This window comes from Leptothoe sp. EHU-05/26/07-4 (assembly GCF_043421015.1).
In the GTDB taxonomy this organism is placed as follows: domain Bacteria; phylum Cyanobacteriota; class Cyanobacteriia; order Phormidesmidales; family Phormidesmidaceae; genus Leptothoe; species Leptothoe turfae.
Map to the genome: position 1 here is coordinate 46,306 of NZ_JAXSQV010000002.1, position 24,308 is coordinate 70,613.

Below are 24,308 nucleotides of genomic sequence, written 5' to 3' on the forward strand. Positions count from 1 at the left end.
AATAAGTTATGAAGCCTTCACCATGGGCAAAACCCAAAAAATCCAAAGCTAGCGGAGGATTAAGGCTGACTATGCCTACTTTTCCTGACCCTGTGGATCCGGTGCTATGGGCAATACAGTCTTAGCGACGTTGGATTTACAGGTTATGAACGTTCACGGCTTCATAGTCAGCGATCGCATGCTTGAGAAAATTAGGCAATAATCTGCGAGGTTTGTGTATTTAGAGTTAGCTGCGCCAAACCTATGATGAACTCATCCAAAAACGCAATGAAAGGATAAGGCAATGGCTCTATTGCCGGTTCGAGCCATTGTGTCGTACATAAGGAAAGTCATCATGTTAAATGCAAAAAACAAAATCATTGCTATCACGGGAGCCAGTAGTGGTATTGGCGAAGTGAGCGCCAAGTTGCTGGCCCAGAACGGTGCGAAAGTTGTTCTAGGGGCACGACGAACCCAAAAGCTAGAAAAAATTGTCGCAGCGATTCGTGCCCAAGGTGGCACAGCAGAATACAAAGCTTTGGATGTCACCGACCGTGAGGATATGAAAGCGTTTATTCACTTTGCTAAAGACCAGTTTGGTCGCGTCGATGTCATCTTCAACAATGCGGGCATCATGCCACTCTCCCCCATGAATGCTCTCAAAGTCGAGGAGTGGGACAAGATGATCAATGTCAACATTCACGGCGTGTTAAATGGAATTGCAGCCGGTTTGCCAATCATGGAGGCGCAAGGCGGCGGGCAATTCATCAATACGGCATCGATCGGCGCGCATGTTGTCGTCCCGACTGGCGCAGTCTATTGCGCCACTAAGTATGCCGTTTGGGCAATCTCGGAAGGACTACGTCAGGAGTCGCAGACTATTCGCGTTACCACGATCTCTCCTGGCGTAGTAGAAACAGAACTGGGTTCTGACATTACGGAATCGTCGGCAAAAGACGCTTTGCATGAATTTCGCAAAATTTCACTCACCCCAGATGCGATCGCTAGAGCTGTCTTGTACGCCGTATCTCAACCCGATGATGTTGACGTAAATGAAATTATTGTCCGACCGACCGCCAGCGCATTCTGAAGAGAATCACTCAAAGTATAAGACCGTTATTGTAGCGAAGCAAAACCATAAACAGAAAACTCTCAGCGGTCATCGTAGCGAGGGGAATGGTAACAAAGATCGCCTTGACGATCTTTCAAAATGGAGCGAGCTTCTCTGTTCCACTGATATTTCTGACTAACTCCGATAAACAAGAAAGGTCATTATCATGATTAAACCATTTCGTTCTCACATAATATTGATAGAAGGGTGCCTCAATCGAGCATCAACGTATTTCTTAGCTCTCTTGATAGCATCTGTTCGGGTTAAAGCACAGGGGACAGCGACAGCACAGCCCATCTTGTAATTTGCCCATACGGAATAAAAGATTTGACCGTTTTCCTCACTTTGGTCTACATCTAGCCGCCATTCTCGGTAAGTAAACGACCAAATAATATGAGGGAAATCAGGGTTCAACATCATGACTAGGTTGTATAAGCATTATTGAACAGCTCCACCCCGCTGAGGTAGAGCTGTGTAGTAAGACCTCAAGCCAAACTACAGAGTCAGATTGGCACTAGGATTTGAAGAAGATAGCATAGACTCTGTATTCCTTAGGCCACTGCGAGGTTTTGAGCGGCAAAATCCCAACTCACCAGGTTATCTAAGAAGGCTCCAATGTAGTCAGGTCGCTTATTTTGGTAATCTAAATAGTAAGCATGCTCCCAGACATCCATGGTCAGTAGAGGAACCTGTCCATGGGTGAGGGGGTTATCGGCATTCAGGGTTTTTGTCACCTTGAGTGTGCCGTTATCCAAGACTAACCAAGCCCAGCCACTGCCGAACTGACTGGCCCCAGCAGTTTTGAAAGCTTCTGCAAATTTCTCAAGGCTACCAAAATCAGTCTCAATTTTCTTGGCCAAATCGCCTGTGGGCTTACCGCCACCATTTGGCTGCATGCTGTTCCAATAAAAGGTATGGTTCCAAGCTTGGGCAGCGTTGTTAAACACTCCGGTTTTTTCAGCATCGCCCGCGATTGCTTTAATGACATCTTCAATGGGCTTGTTGTCTAAGTCTGTCCCTTGAACAGCGGCATTGAACTTACTGACGTAAGCTGCGTGATGCTTGTCGTGGTGAAACTCCAAGGTGCTCTTTGAGATGTAAGGTTCAAGAGCGGTGTAGTCGTAAGGTAAAACCGGAAGCTTGTAAGCCATAAGTTCTGAATCCTCTCTCAACAAAACAAAATATGCTGCCTATGGACAGGCAGAACTGAGACGCAGTCAACAGTTCAAAAAATGCATTTATGCAGCATTTCAACTATGCGACAGCCTAAAAGCATAAGCTTGATACTGTGATTAACACAGCCTCAAACTATCAAATCATCTAAAGAAGATCTATACCCCTAGGAGGCATATGTTTAGCCAGCGATAACAGCACCCATGGCTGCCCTAAGCACAAGCTCAGCAGTGACAGCTAACGCCTGCGATGATCCGGTCGCGACAAGTGATTGCCCATTAAAAAACGACCCGACTTCGCGACTCGGGTGCAATATTTTGTTATCCGGCGTTTCCTTGCGTGGCGAAGTAGTCCTCAAACTGTGCGAATGCCTCTTTTGGGTCTTGGCAGTCCAAGAACATCATCGTAGCGTACGAAATACAGTCGATCCATTGAGAGATGGTTGCAACATCGGCATCTGAGATCAAGTTATTGCGTCGAAGCATTCCGTCCGGATGAGTTGCCCAATCGCGAGCCAAATGGCAAATGCCCCAAAGGTTGCTGATTGTTTTGCGTTGAACCTGTTCTTTGGTTGACAATCCCGGTCCGATTGCCTTGAGGCATGCCATGATTTCTAGGAATGCGTCTTGATTCAATGAGCCTCGGTACGGGCGGAGTGAACCTAAGAACCCGTTCGCCATTTCAGGATCGTCCAAGTCCTCGTGGGTGAAGCTATGTTTCGCAAGCAGGTTGTGAGCGTCCTCAATTGTGAGGCGCGGCAAAGATTCAAATGAGTATTTCATGTGCCTCGAATTGTGATTAACACTACCCACTCTTTAGCCGAATAACGGCTACGTTGAGCGGTGGCCAATATTTTTTGCATCACTCACAATACTTGGCGACCGTCCGCTCCAACGTGTTGTTAGACTCTTTTGCCGAGATAAATTCACAACTTTTCTACCGCTTTCATCTTGCTGCTTTCTCAGCTCTGAAAAAATGGCTTTTAAGTCATGATCAAAAGCCCTGGAGTAGCGCTGACGAATTTCATGAATTGCTTCTACAATTTTGTCCTGCCACATGAATCATTCTCCTAGCAACTCGTAAGGGGTACAGATGAGTGGTAGCTGGTAGCCAAAGTCTAGACTAATCTCAGCAAGCTTGCTTTGAATTTGGGCGTTGGCAATGTGCTTACAATTCCACGTTAGCAAATAATCCATGCCGTGAACCGTAGCTACGGCAATGTGAATTGCGTCCACATCAGCCTTTGAAGGAAGGTTGCTACGTGATAAAAACTGGACCGCCAATGCCTCAACATCTGCATTGAGATCGAGCAATGGAAAATCATTAGCAATTTCGAGACGCTGAGCTGCTATTTCAGAATCCCCCTGAGCCGTTTCCATCAGGACTGCTTGCGAGATATATAGCGTAAAATCCTTTCGACGAGCATTCCACCAATCCCTGGTCAACTCTATATTCGCAGCGATGATTAAATCTCTGGTGGATCTAGCTGTTAGGTATCCTAGAATACTGGTTTCAATGTATACGGATTCGCTCATAAATTACGAATATTGGTTTGCTGGAGCGCCCTTCATTTTACCCATTACAGCTAACCTGAGCGAAGTAGCGTTTGTCTAAAATTTAGTTCAGCGGTTGCTGAAGACAATCCTCTGTGACAAGGGAGTAGATTTCAGGTTTTGATAGCTTGAACTCAAAAACTGGTACTCAAGAAATGGGCGGAAAAAATTCGATCGGGCGCAGAATGGTCTCATGGAAAGGATCAATGGTGAACTGCTCTTCACCTAGCCATAAACTATGATCATTTGGGCCGCTGATGATTGCCTCAGGCGGAAAAGATCCCTCAAGCAAAACGCCTCCCGAGCTAATTGCATTGAGCCCTCTGCCGAACATACGTGCAACTTCCACATTAGATGTCCAAGCGAATCCTACAGAGCGATCTTCCCATCTTGCTAAATTTTCGCCCCGATAAAGCATAACTGCAATACCTTCATAAGGCAAAAGCATATGTCGCAATAGATGGACTAACGCTTGATCGTCTCCAAGTTGTTCCCGAATTCGATGACCTGCTTCTATCCAATAGGTACCAAACACTCGACTTATCTCTGCTGAAGGCTTTAGCTCTTGCAACAATTGTTTCGCATAAGATTCCCAAGACCTCTGTTGAGTAATCTTTCGGAAATCTTCGAGTGTCATATCGTTTCTTATGAAGGTCTAATTACGAAGTTCAACTGTTTCCAAACTAACAGCTTTTAGTTGTCTCGATAACCGGAAACATTAGAATTAGAGCAAAACCTCTCTTCTACCCTATCAGTTGGAACGAAGAGTTGGGTCGTAGCAGCCAATATTCTAGTATGTAATACAATTGTACTATCTCCGCTACGATTCAACTATATATTCAGCGTCAGATCTGACGGATAAGATCCATATTTCCGGATCTTATCCGTCAGTTTTAGGTAATAACACCCTTATTTACAGAACTTATATGCAACTCTTGACGTATAACTTCGGGAAAACAGGGTGTTATCCGTCACATTTGACAGTTAAGTATGGTGGATAGGTGCTCATACGTCACATTTGACAGTTGTACCTACCTACGGGATTTATACGGCTAGGCAGCCGCTGTTTTGACCGTTATACCGTTGCTATAACCCTATGGGCATGGGCAAGCCTAACGCATAGTATCTCCAATAGAGTTAGCCAACACTTCAATGAGCGGAGTCGAAGGGGACGCTTATAAAAACAGGTTGATGCGTCATTGCCTCGCGCATCAACCTGTTTTTAAGTCACTCCTTGCAGGCACTCGGGACGATCGGTTTGCGGTAGAAGATGCTATCGCTTAAACCAACCACCCTGAATGCCTGCTAATAGAGCATTAAGCAATTAGCTGAGTAAAGGACGTCTCATCCAATAAAGTTGTTACGTTCTGAACCACAGCTAGATTCTCACCCCCCGTGCTTAACAACAAATCATTGCCTTGCACTGTCTGGGTGATGGCTCCAAAGCTTAAATCTCCCAGCAGACCAATAAAGTCGGTACCCACTTCAAAGTCAGTAATGGTGTCAGTGCCGTGACCCACTGCAAAGGCAAAGGTATCACTACCTTGACCACCGGAGAAGTTATCGCCAGTGAGAGTGTCGTTGCCGACGCCGCCATGGAGCAGGTCATCGCCGTCGTCACCCCAGATCAGGTCATCCCCTTCATCCCCAAACAGCAGGTCGTCACCGCCCTTACCGCCGATACGGTCATTGCCGGCACCGCCAAAGATGGCATCATCGCCACCTCTACGGCCCTGGGGATAGCGGTTGTTGAGGTCACCGCGAAGAATGTCATCACCATCGCCACCACTAATAGTTTGGTCACCCTCACCACCTGCGAGGGTATCAGCTGCGTCGGTACCGACAACATCGGCATCAGGCTCAACACCGCCATTACCGCCGCCATTGCTACCGCCATCAATAACGGTATCCTCACGGAAGGCCAGGTTCTGGATGCGAGTATCCTCTTCTCGACCAGCATCCGCATTGTTAAAGGCAGTCTCCTCTGTGCCAAAGTTGGCGGCTAGATATTCTGCCAATGCATCTTGCTCAGAACCATCGGGGGCAAATGTGGCCGCACCGGTACGGGCCGCATCGTCTTCTTGGGCTAGCTGGACTACATCGCGGTCAGGGAAGGGATAACCATCGCCACCGCCTGCTAGGAAGTTAAGGGTAACCATGCGGAAGGTGCGGCTGGGGTCACCCACCAGTTCACCATTTTGAACAATCACATCGGCGTCGTTGCCGTCTTCGTCAAGAACAACTAGAGATTGTACCCGGTCATTGGGGTCAGCTGTCAGGTCAAAGCTAAATTCTAAACCACTTACCTGGGGGAAGCGTCCTTGGGTATTGCTGTCATCGGGGCTGCTGGCGGCAATACCGTGTTCGATAACGGCAAGCAATTCTTCGGCGGTAATTGTCAACAGGGTAAGGCCATTGTTAAACCGCAGGCTATTGACAATGTCGTTTTCAGAAATGCCACCTTCGGGTTTCACTCCAGGAATCTCTTCGTTGGGTAGCAGCTCTGGCTCACCAGTGCCACCGGCGGGAACAACGACGCGACCGATGTCATCACGGATACCGCCACCGTTCTTGATGGAGATAACGACATCGGAATCAGTTTCTTTTGCGATCGCAAGATTTGCATCCGCCGTCAGATTACCCAAATTAGTTTCTTGGGTGCGTACGCTCCCCCGCACACCGTTGAGGTACACATCGCTAACCCCAAAGACATTGCTTTCCTTAGCAACAATCACCTCTTCCAGGGCATCGACAATCTCCTGAATGTCAGGATCCACCAAGTTCTCTGCATTCAGATCAGCCACACCCTGTTCATCAGTGGCATAGGCACCGCTCACCTCAGAGTCATAGCTTTCAGGGATAATGATGCCATTCTCATCAAAGTCAATCACCAAACGACCCACATACTTGTAGTTGCCATCGGTATTGACAATGGCGACGGGATTACCATCAGCATCGGTGGTGAAAATGGGGTAAGTGCCCTGGTCAGTGTCACCATCACGGGGACGGTCGTTTTCATCAAACAGACGGGTGTTAGACCCACCGGCAACAATTACGTCCACATTACTTAGACGCGTGGCCAGCTCTTGCTCAATGCCAATTTGTTGCATGTGAGAGAGAACAATCACCTTGTTCAACCCAGGGTTGAGGGCCAGCATCTCATCCACGTCTTGCTGGATCTCTGCTGCTAGGGCATCCAGCTGCTCAGACGTAGGTACACCATCAAACGGCTGGGGTAAAACAGTCACATCACCAGGATTAGAGATGCGAACATTCACATTGTTGATGGTGGGGGTGGTGGCACCGACAACGCCAATCTGTTCACCCCCCACGTCAATCACCGTGGTGGCTGCGATGCTGTTGGGCTCAGGAGCCTGATCGTCGGGGACTACCAGGTCTGCCAGATTTTCATCGGTGCTGAAGTCCAGGTTGGAGCTGAGATAGGGGAACAGAGCACCCTCAAATGACTCATCTACGTCTGGTGTCGTGGGGTCATCTTCAGCACCGGCAATCAGGTCGCGCACCAGGTCGGTATCCAGGTCAAACTCATGGTTACCAAAGGCGATGGCCTCAAATCCGAGTTCATTCTGAATCAGAATGTCAGCACGACCGGCACCGCCAAAAGCCTCTTCACTGGCGGAGAAGAACAAGCCAGGAATAATGGCATCACCGGATGACAGGGTAATGGTGTTATCAAAGTCATCCCGCAGGGCGTTAAGGACGGCGGAGAATCGGGGGGCATCTTCTAAAGCAGGAATGCCAGCTTCTTGGTCCGCTGCATGGAGTAGCTGTAGGGTAAAGGTAGAGGGTGCAGTCACAGTTTCTTCTAAGGTAAATCTTGCTACTAAAGGTTCATGGTCACTAGCCACAACAGTGTCAGTAAACTGTGCACCGTTGTCATCGCGGGGGAAGTCGTTATTGACATGCACGATGTCGAATTCGGCTCCGTCTAACAACGAGTCGGTGACAAATATGTGGTCCAGAACCTGACTGTTGCCATCAAAGATAAAGGTGTAGGCATCATCATCGGCAACAGCTTGATCCACCAGGTTGGTTAGCACTCGCTCATCGCCAGTACCGGGCAGAATCTCAGCCAGGTCGTTGGTGAACTCAAAGGTATTGAGGTCGCCCAACACAATTACCTTGGCATCGGGATTGGTGGCCACAATGTTGTCTACAAAATCGTTGAGAGCCTGAGCTTGGGCTTCGCGTTCTTCTTCGCCTGCTTGTACAAAGGGTTGAGGTCCGCCGTAAACAGGAGAAGAACCAAAGCGAGAGGTGAGGTGATTATTGACCACGGTCACCAGATTGCCGTTAAACTCAAAGTTGGCCACCAGTGGCAGGCGAGTGCCATCAAAGGCAGGGGCTTGATCGATAGTGGCAAAGGAGTCTAGGGTGACCCGGTCGGGGTTGTACAGGTAAGCGTTGCGGATGTTGCCACCGGGAACGCCGCCCTGGGTGCCATCTTCTGGAGCCACGTCGAAGAACTCGTAGGTGGGACCGCCAGCAGCTGCGATCGCATCCACCAAAGCCTGTAATGTGGACGTCGCATCCACGGTGCCGTCATTGGTCACACCGCTGTCATCCTGAATCTCTTGCAAAGCAATAATGTCAGGACTATTGAGATTGTTAACCACCTGCTGACCCAGCAGTTCAAACTGTGCTGTATCAGTACCGTCGGCGGCCAGGTTGAGCACATTGTAGCTAGCAACAGTGAGATCATTGTCGCCACCTACCAGATCAGTAACCTCCTGCTCTAGACCGCTGGGGGTAATGTCAAACTCTTCGGTAACATTTACCTCAAAGTTGCCAAAGCTATAGCCAACAACACCGGTCACATCACCCAGCTGATCGCCCACGGTGAGAGCAGGAGTATCAAAGCCCTCAGGCAACAGGTTGGGATTAAACTGAATCTGCACCCGCTCGGGATTTTGATCGCCTGTATTATCAGGACCAGAGTTGAGATTAATGCTGCCCCGCGCAGTCAAACCATCTTCAGGAGTGACGCCTGCACCCTGGTTAGGTAAGGTAACCGCCTCAGCAGAGAATCTACCAAATACCCGGGTGGGAGATACAGCCACTGCATCCTCAACCGTAACGCGCATGCCCTCTAAACTCTCGTAAAAGTCAATGGCATCTTCATCGGGGTCAAAGTTGCCACCGGGTTCCTGTAGGTTGACCGGTAGTTCATCATCATTGATGACAATTTCACTGGGCGCAACTCGGCCGCTTTCACCAATCACCGTGGCTTCTGGTAAATCATTTCCAGAGGAGAGGATGACCACATCTGGATCAATGAGCTGGGTAGTAGAGAGTTCGTTGGTGCGAGAAACCACTTCACTGACTTCACCAAACAGACGCACCTCGTCCCCAATGCTAACGGTGGGACTGCCGCTAGTGGAGATAAACAAGCCTTCGGATGTGGCATCGTTGCCATCATCAACAGCAGATTGCACATAGAAGCCACGGAAGTCAACGGCTGTGACAATACCTTCGGTTTGTACCAACTCACCTTCTAACGGAGAGACATGACTTGCACCCTGAATCTCAGAGATGGTAGCAGCCTGCACATTAGTTTCATACACTGCGAAGGTATTGGACTCTTCGTTGGCAATTGTTAGCAACGGCTGACCGGTGGGGCTGTCTTCTGCCGAGATGAAGGTCAAACCCTCAGGGGCAATATCCTCATCACTGCGGGCATACTGCACAAATTCAGGGTTGGTGGGATCGCTCAGGTCATACACCAACACACCCCCGCCAGCCCGCTCTAGACCCACAAAAGCAAAGGGACGACCACCAATTTCGCCCACCGTAACTGCCTCAGGCTCAGCCCCCTTGTTGTCAGAGCGGTTGTCAACCTCAGCGGGGTCACCATCGTTGGCATTAAACAGATCGGGAGTCAGTTCAGCCGTAATCTCAGCAATCTGGCTACCGCTGTCAAACACCTGGTTGCCATTGTCATCCCAGATGGAGAAAGAGCGAGCCCCGTAGGAGAACAGCTGATCGATGTCGCCATCGCCATCAATGTCGCCGTCGATGGAGGAAATTGTTAGGCGGCCCAGATTTTCGTCGTCAGCGATGGCTGGATCAAAGCGCTCGTCGAGGGACAATCCACTACGGCCAAAGGAGGTAACGTCACCTAAATCACCCACACGGATCGCATCGCCACGGGCATCTTCGTCTGCATCTCCCCGGTCATCACCTTCATTAGCGGTGATGTAGAAGGTTTGACCATTCACCTCAAAGGAGGCAATGGAGTCTGGCATGTACATGCCAAACACAGGTTCGGTATCGATGTTGATGCCGCCATCGCGATCGCTAGCATCTAAGCCTACCTGACTAAAGTCCTTAAGCCCCAGGGGAACAATCCCCTCAACTTCATTCGTTGCCAGATTGATCACAGCCAGGGCATTGTTTTCTTGCAGTGTGACAAATGCCTGGGTGCCATCGGGAGAAACCGCCACATACTCGGGTTCAAGATCCTGAGCAACTGTGGCATCGGGAAAGATGCGCACACCATCAGCCCGTAGGTCGTTCTCACGACCGTTGAAGGCTTCAAACCCAACAGTGGTGACACTTGCCTGAGAAATACCGGTCAAGCCACCGGATATGTCAATAATGCTAATGGACCCGTTGGGGTCCACACCGTTATCGGGCTCGCCTTCGTTGGCGGTCAGCAGCTTGGTCCCATCAGGGCTAAAGACAACGTTGTCGGGCAAAGCCCCCACCTGCACAACCTGGAATGCGTTAGGCTCACCCGCGATCACAGCGTCGATGTCGGCAACCGCGACAAAACCAGGGTCGGTTTGGGGGTCAGCACTAACTGCGATCGCAACCACCCCATTGGCAACCGCGACACTGTTTACCCCATCAATGTTAGGAATAAAATCCGCAACATCTAACACACTAAGCAGATCAGGGTTATGGGGGTCAGCCAGGCTCAGCAACTGTACTTCAGTATCACCACTCACCATGAACACAGCATTGGTAGCTGAATCAAAGGCCGCAATCTCAGCACCAATATCACTGGTAAAACTACCAATTCTCTCTAAAAAATCCGTCATGGTTTCTCCCAGAAATTAAATAATTGCTAGCGGACTACATTTCCATGGCCCCAGGGGAGAAGATAGGCTGATGAGCTGCTCCCCATGGCGGGCGACTGTTGTTACGTTTGAACGAAGGATCTCATTGTCAGGGCAGTTATACCTTGCACCCAAGCCTCATCAGCAGTACCCGTCGGATAGGAATAAAACTTGGCATGATAAACAGGAAGCCTGACTTTAAAAGCAGGCAACGCGATGAGCATAACTAGCTCCGTATAACAGTTCAGTAGAACCGTGTCCCCCAAGCAGTAGTAAACGCTAGCCCGACAGACAAAGTAATGCTTCCAGGTAAAGATGGGTTTATGGAAACGTTATCGTCGGAGGAAACAATCCCCATAGAACGGTGAAGTTTACAGAAACTTTTTTAATCAATCATTTCTTTTTGGTTTAAATATGATGTTGCGAAGCTTGAATGTGGTACCCAGAAATAATTCAGATTAATATTGAATATTCTCGCAATGGTACCCCCAGGGAGAGAACACCATGGGTACCATTGAGTACATACGGGGGCATTCCTGTTTGCGATCACCACCATCAGACACGCTAAAGACTACTCAACCTCAGCCCCATTGATGTCATCTGTAGTTAGCTCTCGATTAATGGCAGAATCACGTTGTCTATCCTGCGCTTCCTGCTGAACCGTAGCTTGGAGCAGTAAAATTTCGGCATCTATGCGCTCACGTCTGGCAGTCCAGACTCGATTTAGAGATGCAACACCAGCCTCATGGGCAATGATTTCGTCATTGTCAATTTCCTTAGCAATTTGAAACTGGCGTTTCCGAAATGCAACTTCCTGAGAGGTTACCGTTGGTTCAGAAAGAGGTAATGCCATATCCTTTGCTTCCAGCAACTGCTTAGCGTGCAGCACCATGATTTCGCAATCAAGTCGAAATTTTTCAATCGACAGTACATCCCGTTTAGCAGTTAGGGCTGCCTGGCGATCTAACTCTGCTTGCTCCTCTATATATTTAGCAAAATCAGTCTGATACTGCCGTAATTGAATTTCCTCTTCAGTAATGATTGAAGGAATGATCGGGACTGAGCAGGTTGATGGCACCGCATAGACACCAGGCAAAGCACGGGCAATCAGCCTAACGTCGGATGACGACTGAGATGATTCAGAAGAAGATTCCAAACTAGATTGCCCATCTCCTCCGTTAGAAGAGTGTAGTGGGAACGAAGCAGGCATTCGCGCTCCCATGGCTGACACACTAGCCAAGCCAATGCATAAAATAGCCACAATCAGTGATTGCAATACATTAGGGGCAAATCGCCATGTTCTCTGACTATTCTTCATCTCAAGTCTTGGGCACCAAACAAAACAATATTGACTATTGACATCTTTCAATGTGTGCCGAGCATTTTCTGGGAAGCTCCGGCCCTACTGACGCAAAATTCCCCAAAGAAACGTATCGTCACTAACAATATAAAAATTTTGCCCACACTAGCATTCCCAACAGACTGTCAAGTCAAATTTTAGAGCTCGGAATCTTGATTACTCTATGGGTATGGCCGTACAACCCCATGTTCTTAAACATTTTTTGATCAAAAACACAAGGGCTATTTAAATAATTCACATTCAGCATATAGTTTGAACCATCATTTCCTGTGGTTCCGTCTTTCTAAGCTTTTTATCCCATAAATACCGCCCAAGTACTGAATACATCTAAGTTTGTTGCCCGAGCCTTTCACCGTCTGCTGTAATGAAGTAGTAATTTACTACAGCCTTAATACACAGTGGCAACTATCCTGATTGTCGAAGATGAGCCTCAAATTACAGCCTTTCTAACAAAAGGGTTTCGCCGGGCTGGGTATGAAATATATACGGCCCAAAGCGGTGTTCAAGCTCTATCGCTAGCCACTTCAAACAATTTTGACCTCATTTTGTTAGATTTAGGGTTACCTGACCTGGATGGTCTGTCGGTTCTTAGTGCAACTCGCTCTCAAGGGGTGCAGACACCGATCATTGTCATAACAGCACGAGACAGTGATAATGATCGACAACAATCCCTATCATTGGGAGCCAGTGATTACATCACCAAACCGTTTAGATTTAGCGAGCTTTTACGCTACGTTCGTGCTCACCTCTAAGAAATAGTCGCCGATAGGTTCAACTGTTAGGGCACCTCATTTAAATAATCACCCCATTACCCCATCCCTAATTCGATAATGGTTGGAGATATTTACGAATCATACTGAGCAGTTCGTTAGGCTCTGGTGGTTTCACCAAGAATTCTGTTGCACCGGCCATACTGGCCCGCGCCCGATCAACGGGTCTACTGCGCCCAGTCAGAATAATAATCGGTGTGTTTTTAAAGGTGGGTGTGTCTCTTAAGAATCGACATATATTATAGCCATCAGCGTTGGGTAGCATGACATCCAACAGTATTAATCTAGGTACATGCTCAATCAGCTGAGAAAAACCCTGCATGGGTTCTTGAATAATCAACGTGCGATAGCCAGCCGTAGCCAATATTTTTTTGAGACTGTGAGCCAGCACAGGACTGTCATCAATGCAGGCAATTAGAGGTTGGTCATCTGTGGCTTGGGGAGCCGGTGCAGACTCAATAAATGATGAGACAGGTTTTTCCAGTTTTGCTGAAATGGTCGACGCCGAAAATGTTCTTGATTTACGGGATACAGGTGACGTTGTTGAACGAGTTGACGTCTTTGAGGACTGCGATATGGAGAGTTTAGCTTTGGATAGTGGTAAGTCAGGTATAGTCCTTAATTCTAATGCCTGATTCTTAATCAGGGGCAGTAGATGCTGGGTGACCTCGACAATGGACTTATCAAGCTTTACGGCAATATCCCACAGTGTGTTTCGACCAGTGAAATATTGTTGGGGCAATTGCAATATTTGTGGTTCTACAAACGTTTTCAGGACAGGAGATAGGCTAGGGTTAAGCCCCATTAATCCTGTTGCCTGCCATTGCTGTCGCAGGTTTTGAACTGTACGATGCGTCATCTTGGTTTCCCAAGTGGATAGCGCCAGACTTCGAGATACTTGGGACAGTGACAATTTGCTTGGCTGCCAGTGATGTTGGAGAAACTTACACAGGCTTAACTCAAATAAGCATTCTTGGATAATTGCACGAATCATTAGTTTGGCGCGAATCAAACTTAAATGTTTTTGACTCACTCCAAAATCTAGCCACTGCATCTGCCAGGGCTCATCCGTTGAGGGGTGTATTTCTGTATTAGCCCAACTCACGTTAGGACAATACTTTTCAAAGTTTCTGTTCCAGCGTCGAACAACATGTGTATTATCCACAGCGTAGAGCAATTGTCCTTGGATAACGGTGAGCTTCCAGCTCAACTGTTGATTGCTGAAAATCAAGTATCCATCCAAGTTTGTGTTGGGAAGCTTTAACAGCTGAGTCAGCTCTGTAATTTCCATCGGTAACAGTATTTAAGGGTGCGATGATTGCCAAGAAGCTCCTGATTTTAAGCGCTTCTCGATTGAGATGAATACACGCTGGGATAGTGGTTAAGGGGAATGCATTGGCAGTCCTTTAACCAAAAAGTATCAATAATATAAATAAGACTATGAATAGTGTTTAACCAACAAACCATCCACGTAAGAGAGGATTATAGCCAACTCAAATAAAGTATCTCGCACTAAAAACAAAAGCTTAATGCGAATTAACAATTAACCAATGATGGCTTTGATGATAAATTCTAGAGATCAATCGGACTAATATCACTCCACTGATAATTAGTAATATTTTCAAAGCTAATCGTTTTTGGCCAGGTAAAGCACCTGTCTTGCTTGAACTTTAATCCTATCAGCAACTTTTTTAAAGATGTAGTAAATCAGCCCAAATCACGAATATACTTTTCAGTTTCGCAGTGAGTTATAGAGAATTTCTAATGGTTTTCAATGGAAATAACTATTAGACTTTTGTCTATACAAATTGCTAGATCCTTTGAATAAAGGTGATTTGCCATCCTTTGTAGAGATAGGTACTAGACTTTTGTCTAGAAAGGTAGCTGCAACCAATTGAAATAGAGGGCTTCTGGTGTTCTTTGTTATGAACATATATCTTTCATTATCCCTCTCTGAGCTGCTAAAACTATAGCTTAATTTTGGCTTTTTTAGAGGATTAATAGTCAAATATAGTTCTTATTCTTGGATAAATAAAACAGTTAGATCAGATACAAAAAACTTTCGTTTTTAGGTGCTCCCATAAATGAGAAAATTTTTATTTTTGGGTTGCTTTTATAGATTTTTTAGATGAGAAATCTTTCATGTTTTAATTGTTCTGATGGTGCCTGAGTTTTATTTTTTATTTTTTATTTTTTTTTTGATATCTATCCTGATTCTGACTCATTAGGAAGTCATGTTTTGGTGTGTCTAATTAAAGTTGATAGATTCACTTAATGGGATAGGCAACAATATTGGCTGAAGTCTCAAATATGCATTGAATCAGCGAAATTGCAGCGTCTCCTCATTCTTTGCACCTCATTCTCAGTTTTCGTCTAATTTTTAGTTTCTTAATCTCAGAAGAGCACTCACCATGTTTGCAAACATCTTTGGCAGCTTCCAAAAACTTAAAATCCAGCAGCAGCTTCTACTTCTGATTATCTTGAGCGCAGCAATTCCAGCCTCAGTCGTTGGACTATTGGGTACAACCTCTGCCAGTAATACCTTAGGCAACAATGCGACCGAGTTACTACAGGAAGAGGCGCAGGAAACTACTGATGAAATTAGTACTTTTTTGACAGGGCTCAATGAGGATGTTCTGTTTCTGAGTAAGCTGCCTCCAGTTCAGGGGATGATCCGTGCCCGTGCCAACGGTGGTACCGATCCTCAAGATAATTCTTCCTATGATGAATGGGCTGGTCGTCTACAGGATGTCTTTCAGAGCATCATGGAGGAGAAGCCTCAATATATGCAGCTGCGGTATATTGATGAGTCTGGCGAAGAGCTGGTGCGGGTAGATTCTGATGGTACTTCAGTGACTCCCATTCCGAGGTCTCAGTTGCAGAATAAAGGGGACCGGGGTTATTTTACTGAGACGGTCTCGTTATCACCCGGTAGCGTTTATACATCACCCGTGAATCTCAACCAGGAACAGGGAGAGATTGAAGTCCCCTTTAAACCGGTTATTCGCTATGCTACGCCTGTGGTAGATGCATCCGGTCAGCAGCGGGGAATTATCATTTCCAATGTATTTGCCAATAAGTTTTTAGAGTTTCTGAGTGATTCAGAGGAACTGCAGGACGAGGAGCTACAGCTAGTTAACCAAGAGGGTTATTTTCTCGCTCACCCAGACTCTGAAAAGTTGTGGGGCTTTGACTTGGGTAAAGAGGAAACCCTGGCAACTGATTATTCCCCAGAGCTGGCGGAACAAATCCTGTCCAGTGAATCGGGCATTATTAACCTGGATCAACACATTATTGCTTATAAACGGTTTGTGCCTAATCCAGATCGAGCCTATGCACTGACTGCGATCGCAAAAGTACCCCGTAGCGAAGTATTTGCCTCGGTTAACTCATTCAAACTTTTCGCAGGTTTAACCGTTGTGTTATCTCTGGGGCTGGTGATTCCGTTTGCGATTTGGCGTGGACGGCAGTTAGTATTGGTGCTCGAAAAAGTATCTTCTAACATTGCTACGTCTACCCAGGAAATGGCCTCCACTGTGGCCCAGCAAGAACGGATTGCTAACCAGCAGGCTGTTTCGGTGAATGAAACGACCACCACGATGGACGAGCTAGAAGCGTCTTCTCGTCACGCGGCTGAACAGGCAAGTGCCGCCGTTGAAGCCGCAAAACTGGCTTTTTCGGCCTCGGAAGAAGGGGCGAATTCATTGAATGCCAGCTTGGAGGGGATGTTTAGTCTGGAGCAGAAGGTAGATGAGATCGCAGAGCAAATTGTTAATCTTAGTAGCCAGGCGGATCAAATTAGTAATATCTCCCAACTGGTGATTGACTTTGCCAACCAAACCAATATGCTTGCGCTTAACTCATCGGTTGAAGCCGTCCGAGCAGGAGAACATGGTAAGGGATTTGCTGTCGTTGCCAACGAAATTCGTAAGCTGGCAGACCAAAGCCAGCAATCAGCTGACAAAATCAACAACCTGGTGTCTGACATTCAAAAAGCAATTAATGAAACCGTCATGGTGACAGAGGAAGGTACCAAAACTGTGAAAACAGGTGTGGAAATCGCCAAGCGCACAGAATCAGCCTTCAATCAAATCCAGGACTCGGTCAATCAGGTGGTGATCAATAACCAGCAAGTGTCACTGAACCTCAAACAGCAGGTAGATGCCATCAAACAGGTTGTCCACGCGATGGAACTGATTAACCGGGGTGCTCAGGAAACGGCTGGTGGTTTGAACCAAACCAAAGTAGGTACAGATCAGCTAAATGAGGCCGCTCTAGACCTGGAAAAGATCATCTAGGCCCTGACTGCATCATGGCTCCCTGGCTGAGCCAGGGAGTTTGCCGAACCAGGCGAATTCACCGTAATCTCTAACCCGATGACTCAAACGCATGATGATCCAAGATGCAGAACTGCGCAGCCTCTATCAAGAAACCAGCACACAGCGACTCAACACCCTGGAAGTTAGTCTGCTACAGTTAACAGAAGATCCCCATAATTCAATTATTCTCGAAGATTCGCGGCGAGAATTTCACAGTCTTAAGGGCGACTCCAAAGTCATTGGTCTAGATGCTGTTGCGATCCTGGCTCAGGAACTAGAGGAGTTAATCAAAGCCCTGCAACAACAGGCTGAGTTTACCCCGGATATCAGCGATTGCTTTTATCAGGGTATTTATGCCATTGGTCAACTGGTGCACGAGGCGGTTACGGGTGACTCCATTGATATAGATTATAATCAGACCCTGGATTTTCTCAAGGCGGTTGTAGCCTCAACCACTATTACACCAGCCCCTGGCTTAGACCCCACGGTCAAAACTCTTTACATCGACGATGATGAGCTGCGAGAGATCTATCGGATAACCAGTCATGATCGTCTGCAAGCCTTAAAAGCTAGCCTTCAACAGCTAGGGCACAGTCCGGATGATGCCACCACCCTGGAGCTAATGCGACGGGAAACCCATAGTCTCAAAGGTGACTCTAGGGCGACTGAACTGGACGAGATTGCCGATCTTGTCGAAGTTATTGAAGAGATTGTCAACAATATTCAGCGTCAAACCATCTCCTTTACCGCTCACATTGGCAGTTGTTTGGAAGATGCGTTAGATGCCATCAGTCAGCTGATCCACGAAGCCACGACCGGTGAACCCAGCCAGGTAGTGTTATCTCAAGTGTTTGAACGGTTAGATGAGGTGACAGAAGGGTTCGAGGTGCCAGCCACACCACTCCCTGCACCTGATGCGATCGTCAGCGCCAATTTGATCGCTGACCCTGAACTGCGACAGATTTATCAAACGACTACGGCAGAACGACTGCAAGTACTAGAGTCCAATCTTCTAAATTTAGAGCAGACTCCTGACGATCAGGAGTCTTTATCGGTATTGTTACGGGAGGCCCATAGTCTGAAAGGGGATGCCAGAAGTGCAGGCCTTGAATCGATAGAAGCCCTTACCCATCGGGTGGAGGACATTTTGGGTGGTATTCAAAATCAGGCTCTGTTGCTGGATGCGGTGGTCAGCGATCACTTGTATGCAGGTCTAGATGCGATCGCTGATTTGGCCCATGAAGCCGTCACGGGTATACCCACCAACGTCGACACCGAACAGCTCCTGGAAACCCTTACCAGAATTCTACCGCCAGCCGCTATTCCCACAGGCGTTGACATTCCTACCGATGTTGCAACCCTAACCGACGTCGACACCAACGCGCTGCCAACGCTGGAACTCACCCCAGCCAACCCAGCTGGCAATAAAGACACCCCCCAAACTGAAACCATTCGGGTTCAACTGCGCGATCTTGATAGCTTAACGACCCAAGCAGAAGAGTTAGCCGTCACCCGTATTCAAATCGCCCAAACCTCGACCCAAACTGATCAGCTAATGACGCTTTGGGAAGAATGGCAAGCCAACAAAAATAAACCGCAGGCTGTCCCAGGCCAGTCCTATGAAGATCGCTTAGAAACCCTGATCTTAAACTTGAGATCTACCCTGCAAAGCAACAGCACTAAGCTTGAGCTGGTCTCCGAAGAGTTAAGAAATCAGGTTCGTAAACTACAGCTGCTGCCCTTATCCACCCTCTTTCAACCCCTACAGCGTGTCGTTCGTGATCTAGCCAAACAACAGTCTAAAACCATCAATCTCACCATTGAAGGGGCAGAATCCACCGGTGACAAGCGGCTATTAGAAGGCATCAAAGACTCCCTTATGCATCTTGTGCGCAATGCCATCGACCACGGGATTGAACCCTCAGCCGAACGCGAAACCCTAGGTAAACCCGTTGTGGCTACCCTACGGCTCAAAGCTTATCAAACGGCTATGAGTCTAATCATTGAAATCACAGACGATGGTAGAGGCCTAGATTTAGAAAAAATCAAACAAACCGCTGTTCGACGGAAACTCTATAGCTCAGATGAACTGGACACCATGTCTACAAGCCAAATTCAACGGCTAATTCTGGCACCTGGTTTTTCAACCCGTAGCTTTATTACTGAAATCTCTGGTAGAGGTGTCGGGTTAGATATTGTCCGCAACCAGGTCGAAAAACTCAAAGGAAATATTCAGATCGAATCTACCCTCGGGCAAGGCACCACGTTTCGCCTACAACTTAGCACAGCTCTAAGTACAGCCAATGTGGTGCTAGTGGAAACCCAGGGCATGATGTTTGCTGCACCCATTGAGTTTCTAAAAACAACCCTACTGATCTCTCCTCAGCAAATTCTGGCCAGCGATGGAGAATACACAATTATGTTAGGTGACCAGGCTATTCCAGTGGCCAATTTAACCGATGTTTTAGAGCTATCTAACTCTCCCATCTACGATTGGGTTGCTCAACCAGGCTTAAGTTCTGATGATACCCGACCTTGTATGATCCTCAATGCTGGTAATGATCACGTCGGTTTCTTTATCGATCGATTGATTAGTCAACAGGAGGTGGTGAGCCAACCTTTGGGTAAGCTACTCAAGCGGGTGCGCAATGTTTCTGGGACGACCGTCTTGGGTTCAGGAGAAATCTGTATGATTCTCAATGCGCCAGACCTACTTAAGTCGGTACAGCAACAGTCGCGATCTGAAACACTCACTATAACTAAATCAAACACCCAGAGAAAACCTGTCATTCTCTTAGTGGAGGATTCACCGCCTGTTCGAATTCAGGAAAAACGATTGTTTGAGGGTGCTGGCTATGTCGTCGTTACAGCTAACAATGGTCTCGAAGGTTACAACACTCTCCAGAGTGGCACATTTGATGCCGTTGTCTCTGATGTAGAAATGCCCTACCTTGATGGGTTTTCCCTGGCCACCAAAATTCGTCAGCACCAAAAATTTGAAAATTTACCCATTATTCTAGTAACCACGTTAGACTCGGCTGCTGATCGCCAGCGCGGTGCAGATGCAGGGGCAAGTGCCTATATTCTTAAAGGTCGATTTAATCAGGAGGCCCTTTTAGAAACCTTAGCAAAACTTATTTAGTACCTATTTATTCTTAGCGCCTGATGTCTATTCGTGTTCTAGTTGTTGAAGACTCTCCCGTTGCCCTGGCAATTCTCAAAAAAATTCTCAGTTCCTCACCTGATATTGAAATTGTGGGGACAGCACGAACTGGACTGGAAGGATTACACCTTATTCCTGACACACGTCCCGATGTGATTTGCACCGATTTTTTCATGCCCCATATGAATGGTCTTGAATTCACATCCCAGGTCATGCTGCGCTACCCACTACCTATACTTGTGGTCAGTGCTTCAGTGCAAGAAGAAGAAGATACTCATCGTATTTTTCAACTGCTAGAGGCTGGAGCAGTGGACATTTTACCTAAACCAAAAGCTGGATTAGACAGCGACAATATACGACTTAAGCAAGCTCTGATTGATAAAATAAAGATACTATCTGGTGTCAAAGTTTTTAAGAAAAAACAACAAAAATCTAAGCCTCATCAGGCATTGCTCCGTCATAATCAAATCGCCTCATCCATAAAACTAAGTAGCAGACCCAAAATTTTAGCAGTGGGCTCTTCCACCGGTGGTCCCCTGGCATTACAGCAGATATTAACATCGCTACCTGCAGATTTCCCCCTACCGATAGTCTGTGTGCAGCATATCAGCCTTGGATTTTTACAGGGACTGATAGACTGGCTGGATGAATCCTGTCACCTCTCAATCCAGATCGCCCCAGCCGGAGAACGCCCTAAACCTGGCAACATTTATTTTCCACCCGAGCGTCAACACCTAGAGATTGATCATCAAGGCCGATTTATTCACTCAAAATCACCTCTGGTCAATGGACATTGTCCTTCTGTGACTACCTTATTTAAATCAATTGCCCAATTTTATGGACGTAGAGCCATTGGAATTTTATTAACAGGAATGGGATGTGATGGTGCAGATGGAATGAAAGCTATCACCGATGCAGGGGGGCTAACTATTGCCCAAGATGAAGCAACGTCCATTGTGTTTGGGATGCCTAAAGAAGCCATTGACCTGGGGGCAGCCCAACAGGTTTTACCCATCCAGGCTATTGGGCCGACCGTTTTAAGAGTTGTTCAACAGTTTTCGCTCGAACTCCAATAATTAGTCCTTATCTTAAAATTCAGAGTAAAAACCCACTGTGTCATCCATAGAGCCCTTAAGTCCAGAGCTGACTCAAGCTTTTATCCAGCTGATTGTCAAGCGCACTGGCATCATTATTAGAGAAAACGATCAGGCAGTCTTCAAAGAAACGATTACCCGCAGGGCTAAGATCATAGGTTCAGATTCCATAACAGCCTATTATCGATTACTGGCCACCGAGACATACAAAAGTCAGCAGGAGTGGGGCAGTTTAACCACAGCAATCACGAATACCGAGAGTTTCTTTTTTCGAGATAAAGGGCAGTTTAATTTATTAAGAAATCATATTTTTCCAGATTTACTTAAACGTAAGGCTCAGACAAAAACAATTCGTATTTGCAGTGCCGGTTGTTCAACGGGTGAGGAGCCCTATTCCATCGCCATGCTGCTTTACGATTTAATCCCAAATATCAAGGACTGGGATCTGACAATTTTAGGAGTAGACATTAACTCGGTAGCACTGGAGAAAGCCAGCAAAGGACTCTATCGTCCCTGGTCTTTTCGGGGAATTGATCCAGAGATTCAGAAACGTTTTTTTAGACAAGCAAACAATCAGTATCATATTAGCGATGACATCAAAACTATGGTCAGCTTTCAAATTGGCAACCTACTCGATAACTCATCTTTAAATCCATTCTGTTATTTCAGAGATATGGATTTAATATTGTGTCGCAATGTCTTTATTTACTTTAGTGACGCAGCTGTCAAAACGGCGTTAGATAAATTCCATAATGCGCTTGCTCCCTTGGGTTATCTCCTGGTGGGACACACTGAGCTTCACAGTCAAAATCCTGATAAGTTTTGGGTCAAAATGTTTGAAGAATCTATTACTTACCAGCGGCCAGCAGATACGGTTATCAAACCCATAGCCAGCGAATCATTAGCTCTGCCCCAGCAACAGCTCCCACAGGCAACGGTCATAACTGAGGATAGACTTCAGGTTCTAGATGATTCCCTGGAAGATGTTAGCCTGCAAATGCAAAAAACAGCCCTCAATCTTCTTCGACAACTTCCTGGAGACACTAGAATCGCCAAATTTGGGAATCTCACAGCTGCTGAAATTATTCAGCAGTACGAACAAGCTTCAAAGGAAATCGATTAGAGAACAATTATGGAAACATCCTATTGCCTTTTTGAAATCAATCAGTGTCAAGCCGCAGTGGACACAGCTTACGTTGAGGAAGTATTTGCTTTACCGGAGCTTGTACTCATTCCGAATGCACCCCTGGGTGTCATTGGAGTCCTTGATCGACGCGGGGACACCTTACCTATTGTTGACCTCCAAGTTAATAGTGAGTCCCAACCGCGACATTATCATCTGAGCGACAGCATTATTGTTCTCCAACAGGCAGATTTAAACATAGGCATCATTGTGAACTCAGTCCAAGGAATTAAAGAATTATCTGCATCAGATATCAAAGCTGATATGGATAAACAACAAGAGGAATCCAATCTTAACCTAAAAAGATTTTTCTCAGGCATGGTCACAGATGAAAGCGATATTTTGATCTTAAACTCTCCCCAAACCTGGTTCAAAACTGGGGAAATCCAGCAGGTCATCTCTGTTACTCGCTCTTTAGCCGATGATTTTTATCGCGCTCAACCTGAGAAAGCACTTTCTGAAACACAGTTATTAGATGATACTTCTATAACAACATTTGCACCTGCGGTCACTCCTGAGGATCGAGCAATCTTTCATCAGCGGGCTAAAAACCTGAGGCAGTCACTTGATGAGAAAAGCGCAATTACGGAGTCTAGAGCCTTAATCGTCGTCTCTTTAGGTGATAATCTTTTTGGTATTGACTCCAATCTGGTGCGAGAATTTATCACTATCAGCCAGGCAACTCCTGTTCCTTGCTGTCCAAAACACATTATTGGGGCTATCAATTTACGAGGCAAAGTTTTAGTTGTGATCGATATTACTCAGTCCTTAGGGTTGCCCCTAAAGGCGTTACAAAGATTGCCTAAAGCTATTGTTGTAGAGTATCAGGACAGTCTTATAGCTATTGTTGTAGAAGAGATTCGTGATGCACTATTTTCTGCAACTTTAAGCGATATTCAAGAAGTCACTGATAATGCTCAAATTATGGGCAGTGACTATGCTCAAGGACAAGTGCCTTATGGGGATCAGATTATACAAATACTGGATTTACCCAAGCTTTTAGACGTTAGCGAACTTATAGTCAGCGAATCCTTCTAAAAATGCTCTAAATACTTTCTTAAAGGCTATTTTTGCAGGGAATTAGTATCAATTACATTTATAATAATAGGTATTTAGTATTATAAATGTGGATTCTTTTTCATTATTTAAACACAATAAAAATCACAAACTTCATTATCAGTATTACACCGTAACTATACCGCAAATTGTATAGATATACAGACATATAGACAGGTATGTATACGTACAAAAAAGCATTTGTTTTTATCGAAAAAAGAAAAATAACAACGTATTTCCAGGGGTTTTGCTAACAACAGGATAAATAAGCTTCAAAATTACAAAAAAATAATATTGTTAATGATTCCATGTTTTTTGCGTAGTCTAAAGTATGTTTTTTTACTAAAAAAACTTTAAAATACGGAATATTACTGAAAAAAATCGTCTTTTTTTGACAAGCTTAAGGCGGAATTATCTAAGTAATTTCAACAGGGGGTCCCTTTGTAATAAATTTCATGTGGTCTT

The 24,308-nt window shown here is 46.2% G+C and carries 15 protein-coding genes; 7 read left to right on the forward strand and 8 right to left on the reverse strand.

The annotated features are described in order from the left end of the window. Nucleotides 1–334 precede the first annotated feature (334 nt). Nucleotides 335–1,069 carry an SDR family oxidoreductase gene (locus tag U2F10_RS02085; RefSeq protein WP_499866018.1) on the forward strand — a complete coding sequence of 245 codons (735 nt, stop codon included), beginning with the start codon at nucleotides 335–337 and terminating at the stop codon, nucleotides 1,067–1,069. Between the two features lie 572 nt (nucleotides 1,070–1,641). On the opposite strand, the gene U2F10_RS02090 is transcribed toward U2F10_RS02085, so the two are convergent. The 7 genes from U2F10_RS02090 to U2F10_RS02120 all read right to left on the reverse strand — a co-directional run bounded on the left by U2F10_RS02090 (nucleotide 1,642) and on the right by U2F10_RS02120 (nucleotide 12,216). Beyond that, nucleotides 1,642–2,241 (reverse strand): superoxide dismutase, encoded by a 600-nt coding sequence (locus U2F10_RS02090; RefSeq protein ID WP_499866019.1) that lies wholly within the window; start codon nucleotides 2,239–2,241, stop codon nucleotides 1,642–1,644. A gap of 342 nt (nucleotides 2,242–2,583) precedes the next feature. Continuing rightward, nucleotides 2,584–3,045 carry a hypothetical protein gene (locus tag U2F10_RS02095; protein WP_499866020.1) on the reverse strand — a complete coding sequence of 154 codons (462 nt, stop codon included), beginning with the start codon at nucleotides 3,043–3,045 and terminating at the stop codon, nucleotides 2,584–2,586. Nucleotides 3,046–3,093: 48 nt separating this feature from the next. Continuing rightward, entirely contained in the window at nucleotides 3,094–3,321 is a 228-nt protein-coding gene (locus U2F10_RS02100; RefSeq protein WP_499870443.1) for a hypothetical protein, read from the reverse strand. A 3-nt stretch (nucleotides 3,322–3,324) separates the two neighbouring features. Beyond that, nucleotides 3,325–3,798, reverse strand: a complete 474-nt coding sequence (locus tag U2F10_RS02105; RefSeq protein WP_499870444.1) for a type II toxin-antitoxin system VapC family toxin — start codon at nucleotides 3,796–3,798, stop codon at nucleotides 3,325–3,327. 166 nt (nucleotides 3,799–3,964) lie between these two features. Then, a complete protein-coding gene (locus U2F10_RS02110; protein ID WP_499870446.1) occupies nucleotides 3,965–4,453 on the reverse strand; it encodes a hypothetical protein in 489 nt (162 codons plus the stop codon). 679 nt (nucleotides 4,454–5,132) lie between these two features. After that, nucleotides 5,133–10,880 (reverse strand): choice-of-anchor I family protein, encoded by a 5,748-nt coding sequence (locus U2F10_RS02115; protein ID WP_499870448.1) that lies wholly within the window; start codon nucleotides 10,878–10,880, stop codon nucleotides 5,133–5,135. A gap of 589 nt (nucleotides 10,881–11,469) precedes the next feature. Beyond that, nucleotides 11,470–12,216, reverse strand: a complete 747-nt coding sequence (locus U2F10_RS02120) for a hypothetical protein (RefSeq protein ID WP_163659312.1) — start codon at nucleotides 12,214–12,216, stop codon at nucleotides 11,470–11,472. A 440-nt stretch (nucleotides 12,217–12,656) separates the two neighbouring features. Between U2F10_RS02120 and U2F10_RS02125 the strand changes: the two genes are divergently transcribed. Beyond that, nucleotides 12,657–13,010 carry a response regulator gene (locus tag U2F10_RS02125; protein WP_163659311.1) on the forward strand — a complete coding sequence of 118 codons (354 nt, stop codon included), beginning with the start codon at nucleotides 12,657–12,659 and terminating at the stop codon, nucleotides 13,008–13,010. A 67-nt stretch (nucleotides 13,011–13,077) separates the two neighbouring features. Here U2F10_RS02125 and U2F10_RS02130 read toward each other — a convergent pair whose 3' ends face one another. Continuing rightward, complete coding sequence (locus tag U2F10_RS02130) at nucleotides 13,078–14,319, reverse strand: response regulator (protein WP_499870450.1); 1,242 nt, start codon at nucleotides 14,317–14,319, stop codon at nucleotides 13,078–13,080. A gap of 1,120 nt (nucleotides 14,320–15,439) precedes the next feature. Between U2F10_RS02130 and U2F10_RS02135 the strand changes: the two genes are divergently transcribed. From U2F10_RS02135 to U2F10_RS02155, 5 genes are all read left to right on the forward strand, one after another. Next, entirely contained in the window at nucleotides 15,440–17,326 is a 1,887-nt protein-coding gene (locus tag U2F10_RS02135; RefSeq protein ID WP_499870452.1) for a methyl-accepting chemotaxis protein, read from the forward strand. Between the two features lie 91 nt (nucleotides 17,327–17,417). Continuing rightward, nucleotides 17,418–20,489 carry a hybrid sensor histidine kinase/response regulator gene (locus U2F10_RS02140; RefSeq protein WP_499870454.1) on the forward strand — a complete coding sequence of 1,024 codons (3,072 nt, stop codon included), beginning with the start codon at nucleotides 17,418–17,420 and terminating at the stop codon, nucleotides 20,487–20,489. Nucleotides 20,490–20,512: 23 nt separating this feature from the next. Continuing rightward, nucleotides 20,513–21,586, forward strand: coding sequence for a chemotaxis-specific protein-glutamate methyltransferase CheB (cheB, locus tag U2F10_RS02145; RefSeq protein ID WP_163659307.1), 1,074 nt, complete (start codon nucleotides 20,513–20,515; stop codon nucleotides 21,584–21,586). Nucleotides 21,587–21,623: 37 nt separating this feature from the next. Beyond that, nucleotides 21,624–22,727 (forward strand): CheR family methyltransferase, encoded by a 1,104-nt coding sequence (locus U2F10_RS02150; RefSeq protein WP_163659306.1) that lies wholly within the window; start codon nucleotides 21,624–21,626, stop codon nucleotides 22,725–22,727. A 9-nt stretch (nucleotides 22,728–22,736) separates the two neighbouring features. Further along, nucleotides 22,737–23,825: a chemotaxis protein CheW gene (locus U2F10_RS02155; protein ID WP_499870455.1), complete on the forward strand. Its 1,089-nt coding sequence runs from the start codon at nucleotides 22,737–22,739 to the stop codon at nucleotides 23,823–23,825. The last annotated feature ends 483 nt before the right edge of the window (nucleotides 23,826–24,308 follow it).

Coding starts and splice junctions, on each gene's coding strand:
- U2F10_RS02085 (WP_499866018.1), top strand. CDS start 335: ATGTTAAATGCAAAAAACAAAATCATTGCTATCACGGGAGCCAGTAGT.
- U2F10_RS02090 (WP_499866019.1), bottom strand. CDS start 2,241: ATGGCTTACAAGCTTCCGGTTTTACCTTACGACTACACCGCTCTTGAA.
- U2F10_RS02095 (WP_499866020.1), bottom strand. CDS start 3,045: ATGAAATACTCATTTGAATCTTTGCCGCGCCTCACAATTGAGGACGCT.
- U2F10_RS02100 (WP_499870443.1), bottom strand. CDS start 3,321: ATGTGGCAGGACAAAATTGTAGAAGCAATTCATGAAATTCGTCAGCGC.
- U2F10_RS02105 (WP_499870444.1), bottom strand. CDS start 3,798: ATGAGCGAATCCGTATACATTGAAACCAGTATTCTAGGATACCTAACA.
- U2F10_RS02110 (WP_499870446.1), bottom strand. CDS start 4,453: ATGACACTCGAAGATTTCCGAAAGATTACTCAACAGAGGTCTTGGGAA.
- U2F10_RS02115 (WP_499870448.1), bottom strand. CDS start 10,880: ATGACGGATTTTTTAGAGAGAATTGGTAGTTTTACCAGTGATATTGGT.
- U2F10_RS02120 (WP_163659312.1), bottom strand. CDS start 12,216: ATGAAGAATAGTCAGAGAACATGGCGATTTGCCCCTAATGTATTGCAA.
- U2F10_RS02130 (WP_499870450.1), bottom strand. CDS start 14,319: ATGGAAATTACAGAGCTGACTCAGCTGTTAAAGCTTCCCAACACAAAC.
- U2F10_RS02135 (WP_499870452.1), top strand. CDS start 15,440: ATGTTTGCAAACATCTTTGGCAGCTTCCAAAAACTTAAAATCCAGCAG.
- U2F10_RS02140 (WP_499870454.1), top strand. CDS start 17,418: ATGATGATCCAAGATGCAGAACTGCGCAGCCTCTATCAAGAAACCAGC.
- cheB (WP_163659307.1), top strand. CDS start 20,513: ATGTCTATTCGTGTTCTAGTTGTTGAAGACTCTCCCGTTGCCCTGGCA.
- U2F10_RS02155 (WP_499870455.1), top strand. CDS start 22,737: ATGGAAACATCCTATTGCCTTTTTGAAATCAATCAGTGTCAAGCCGCA.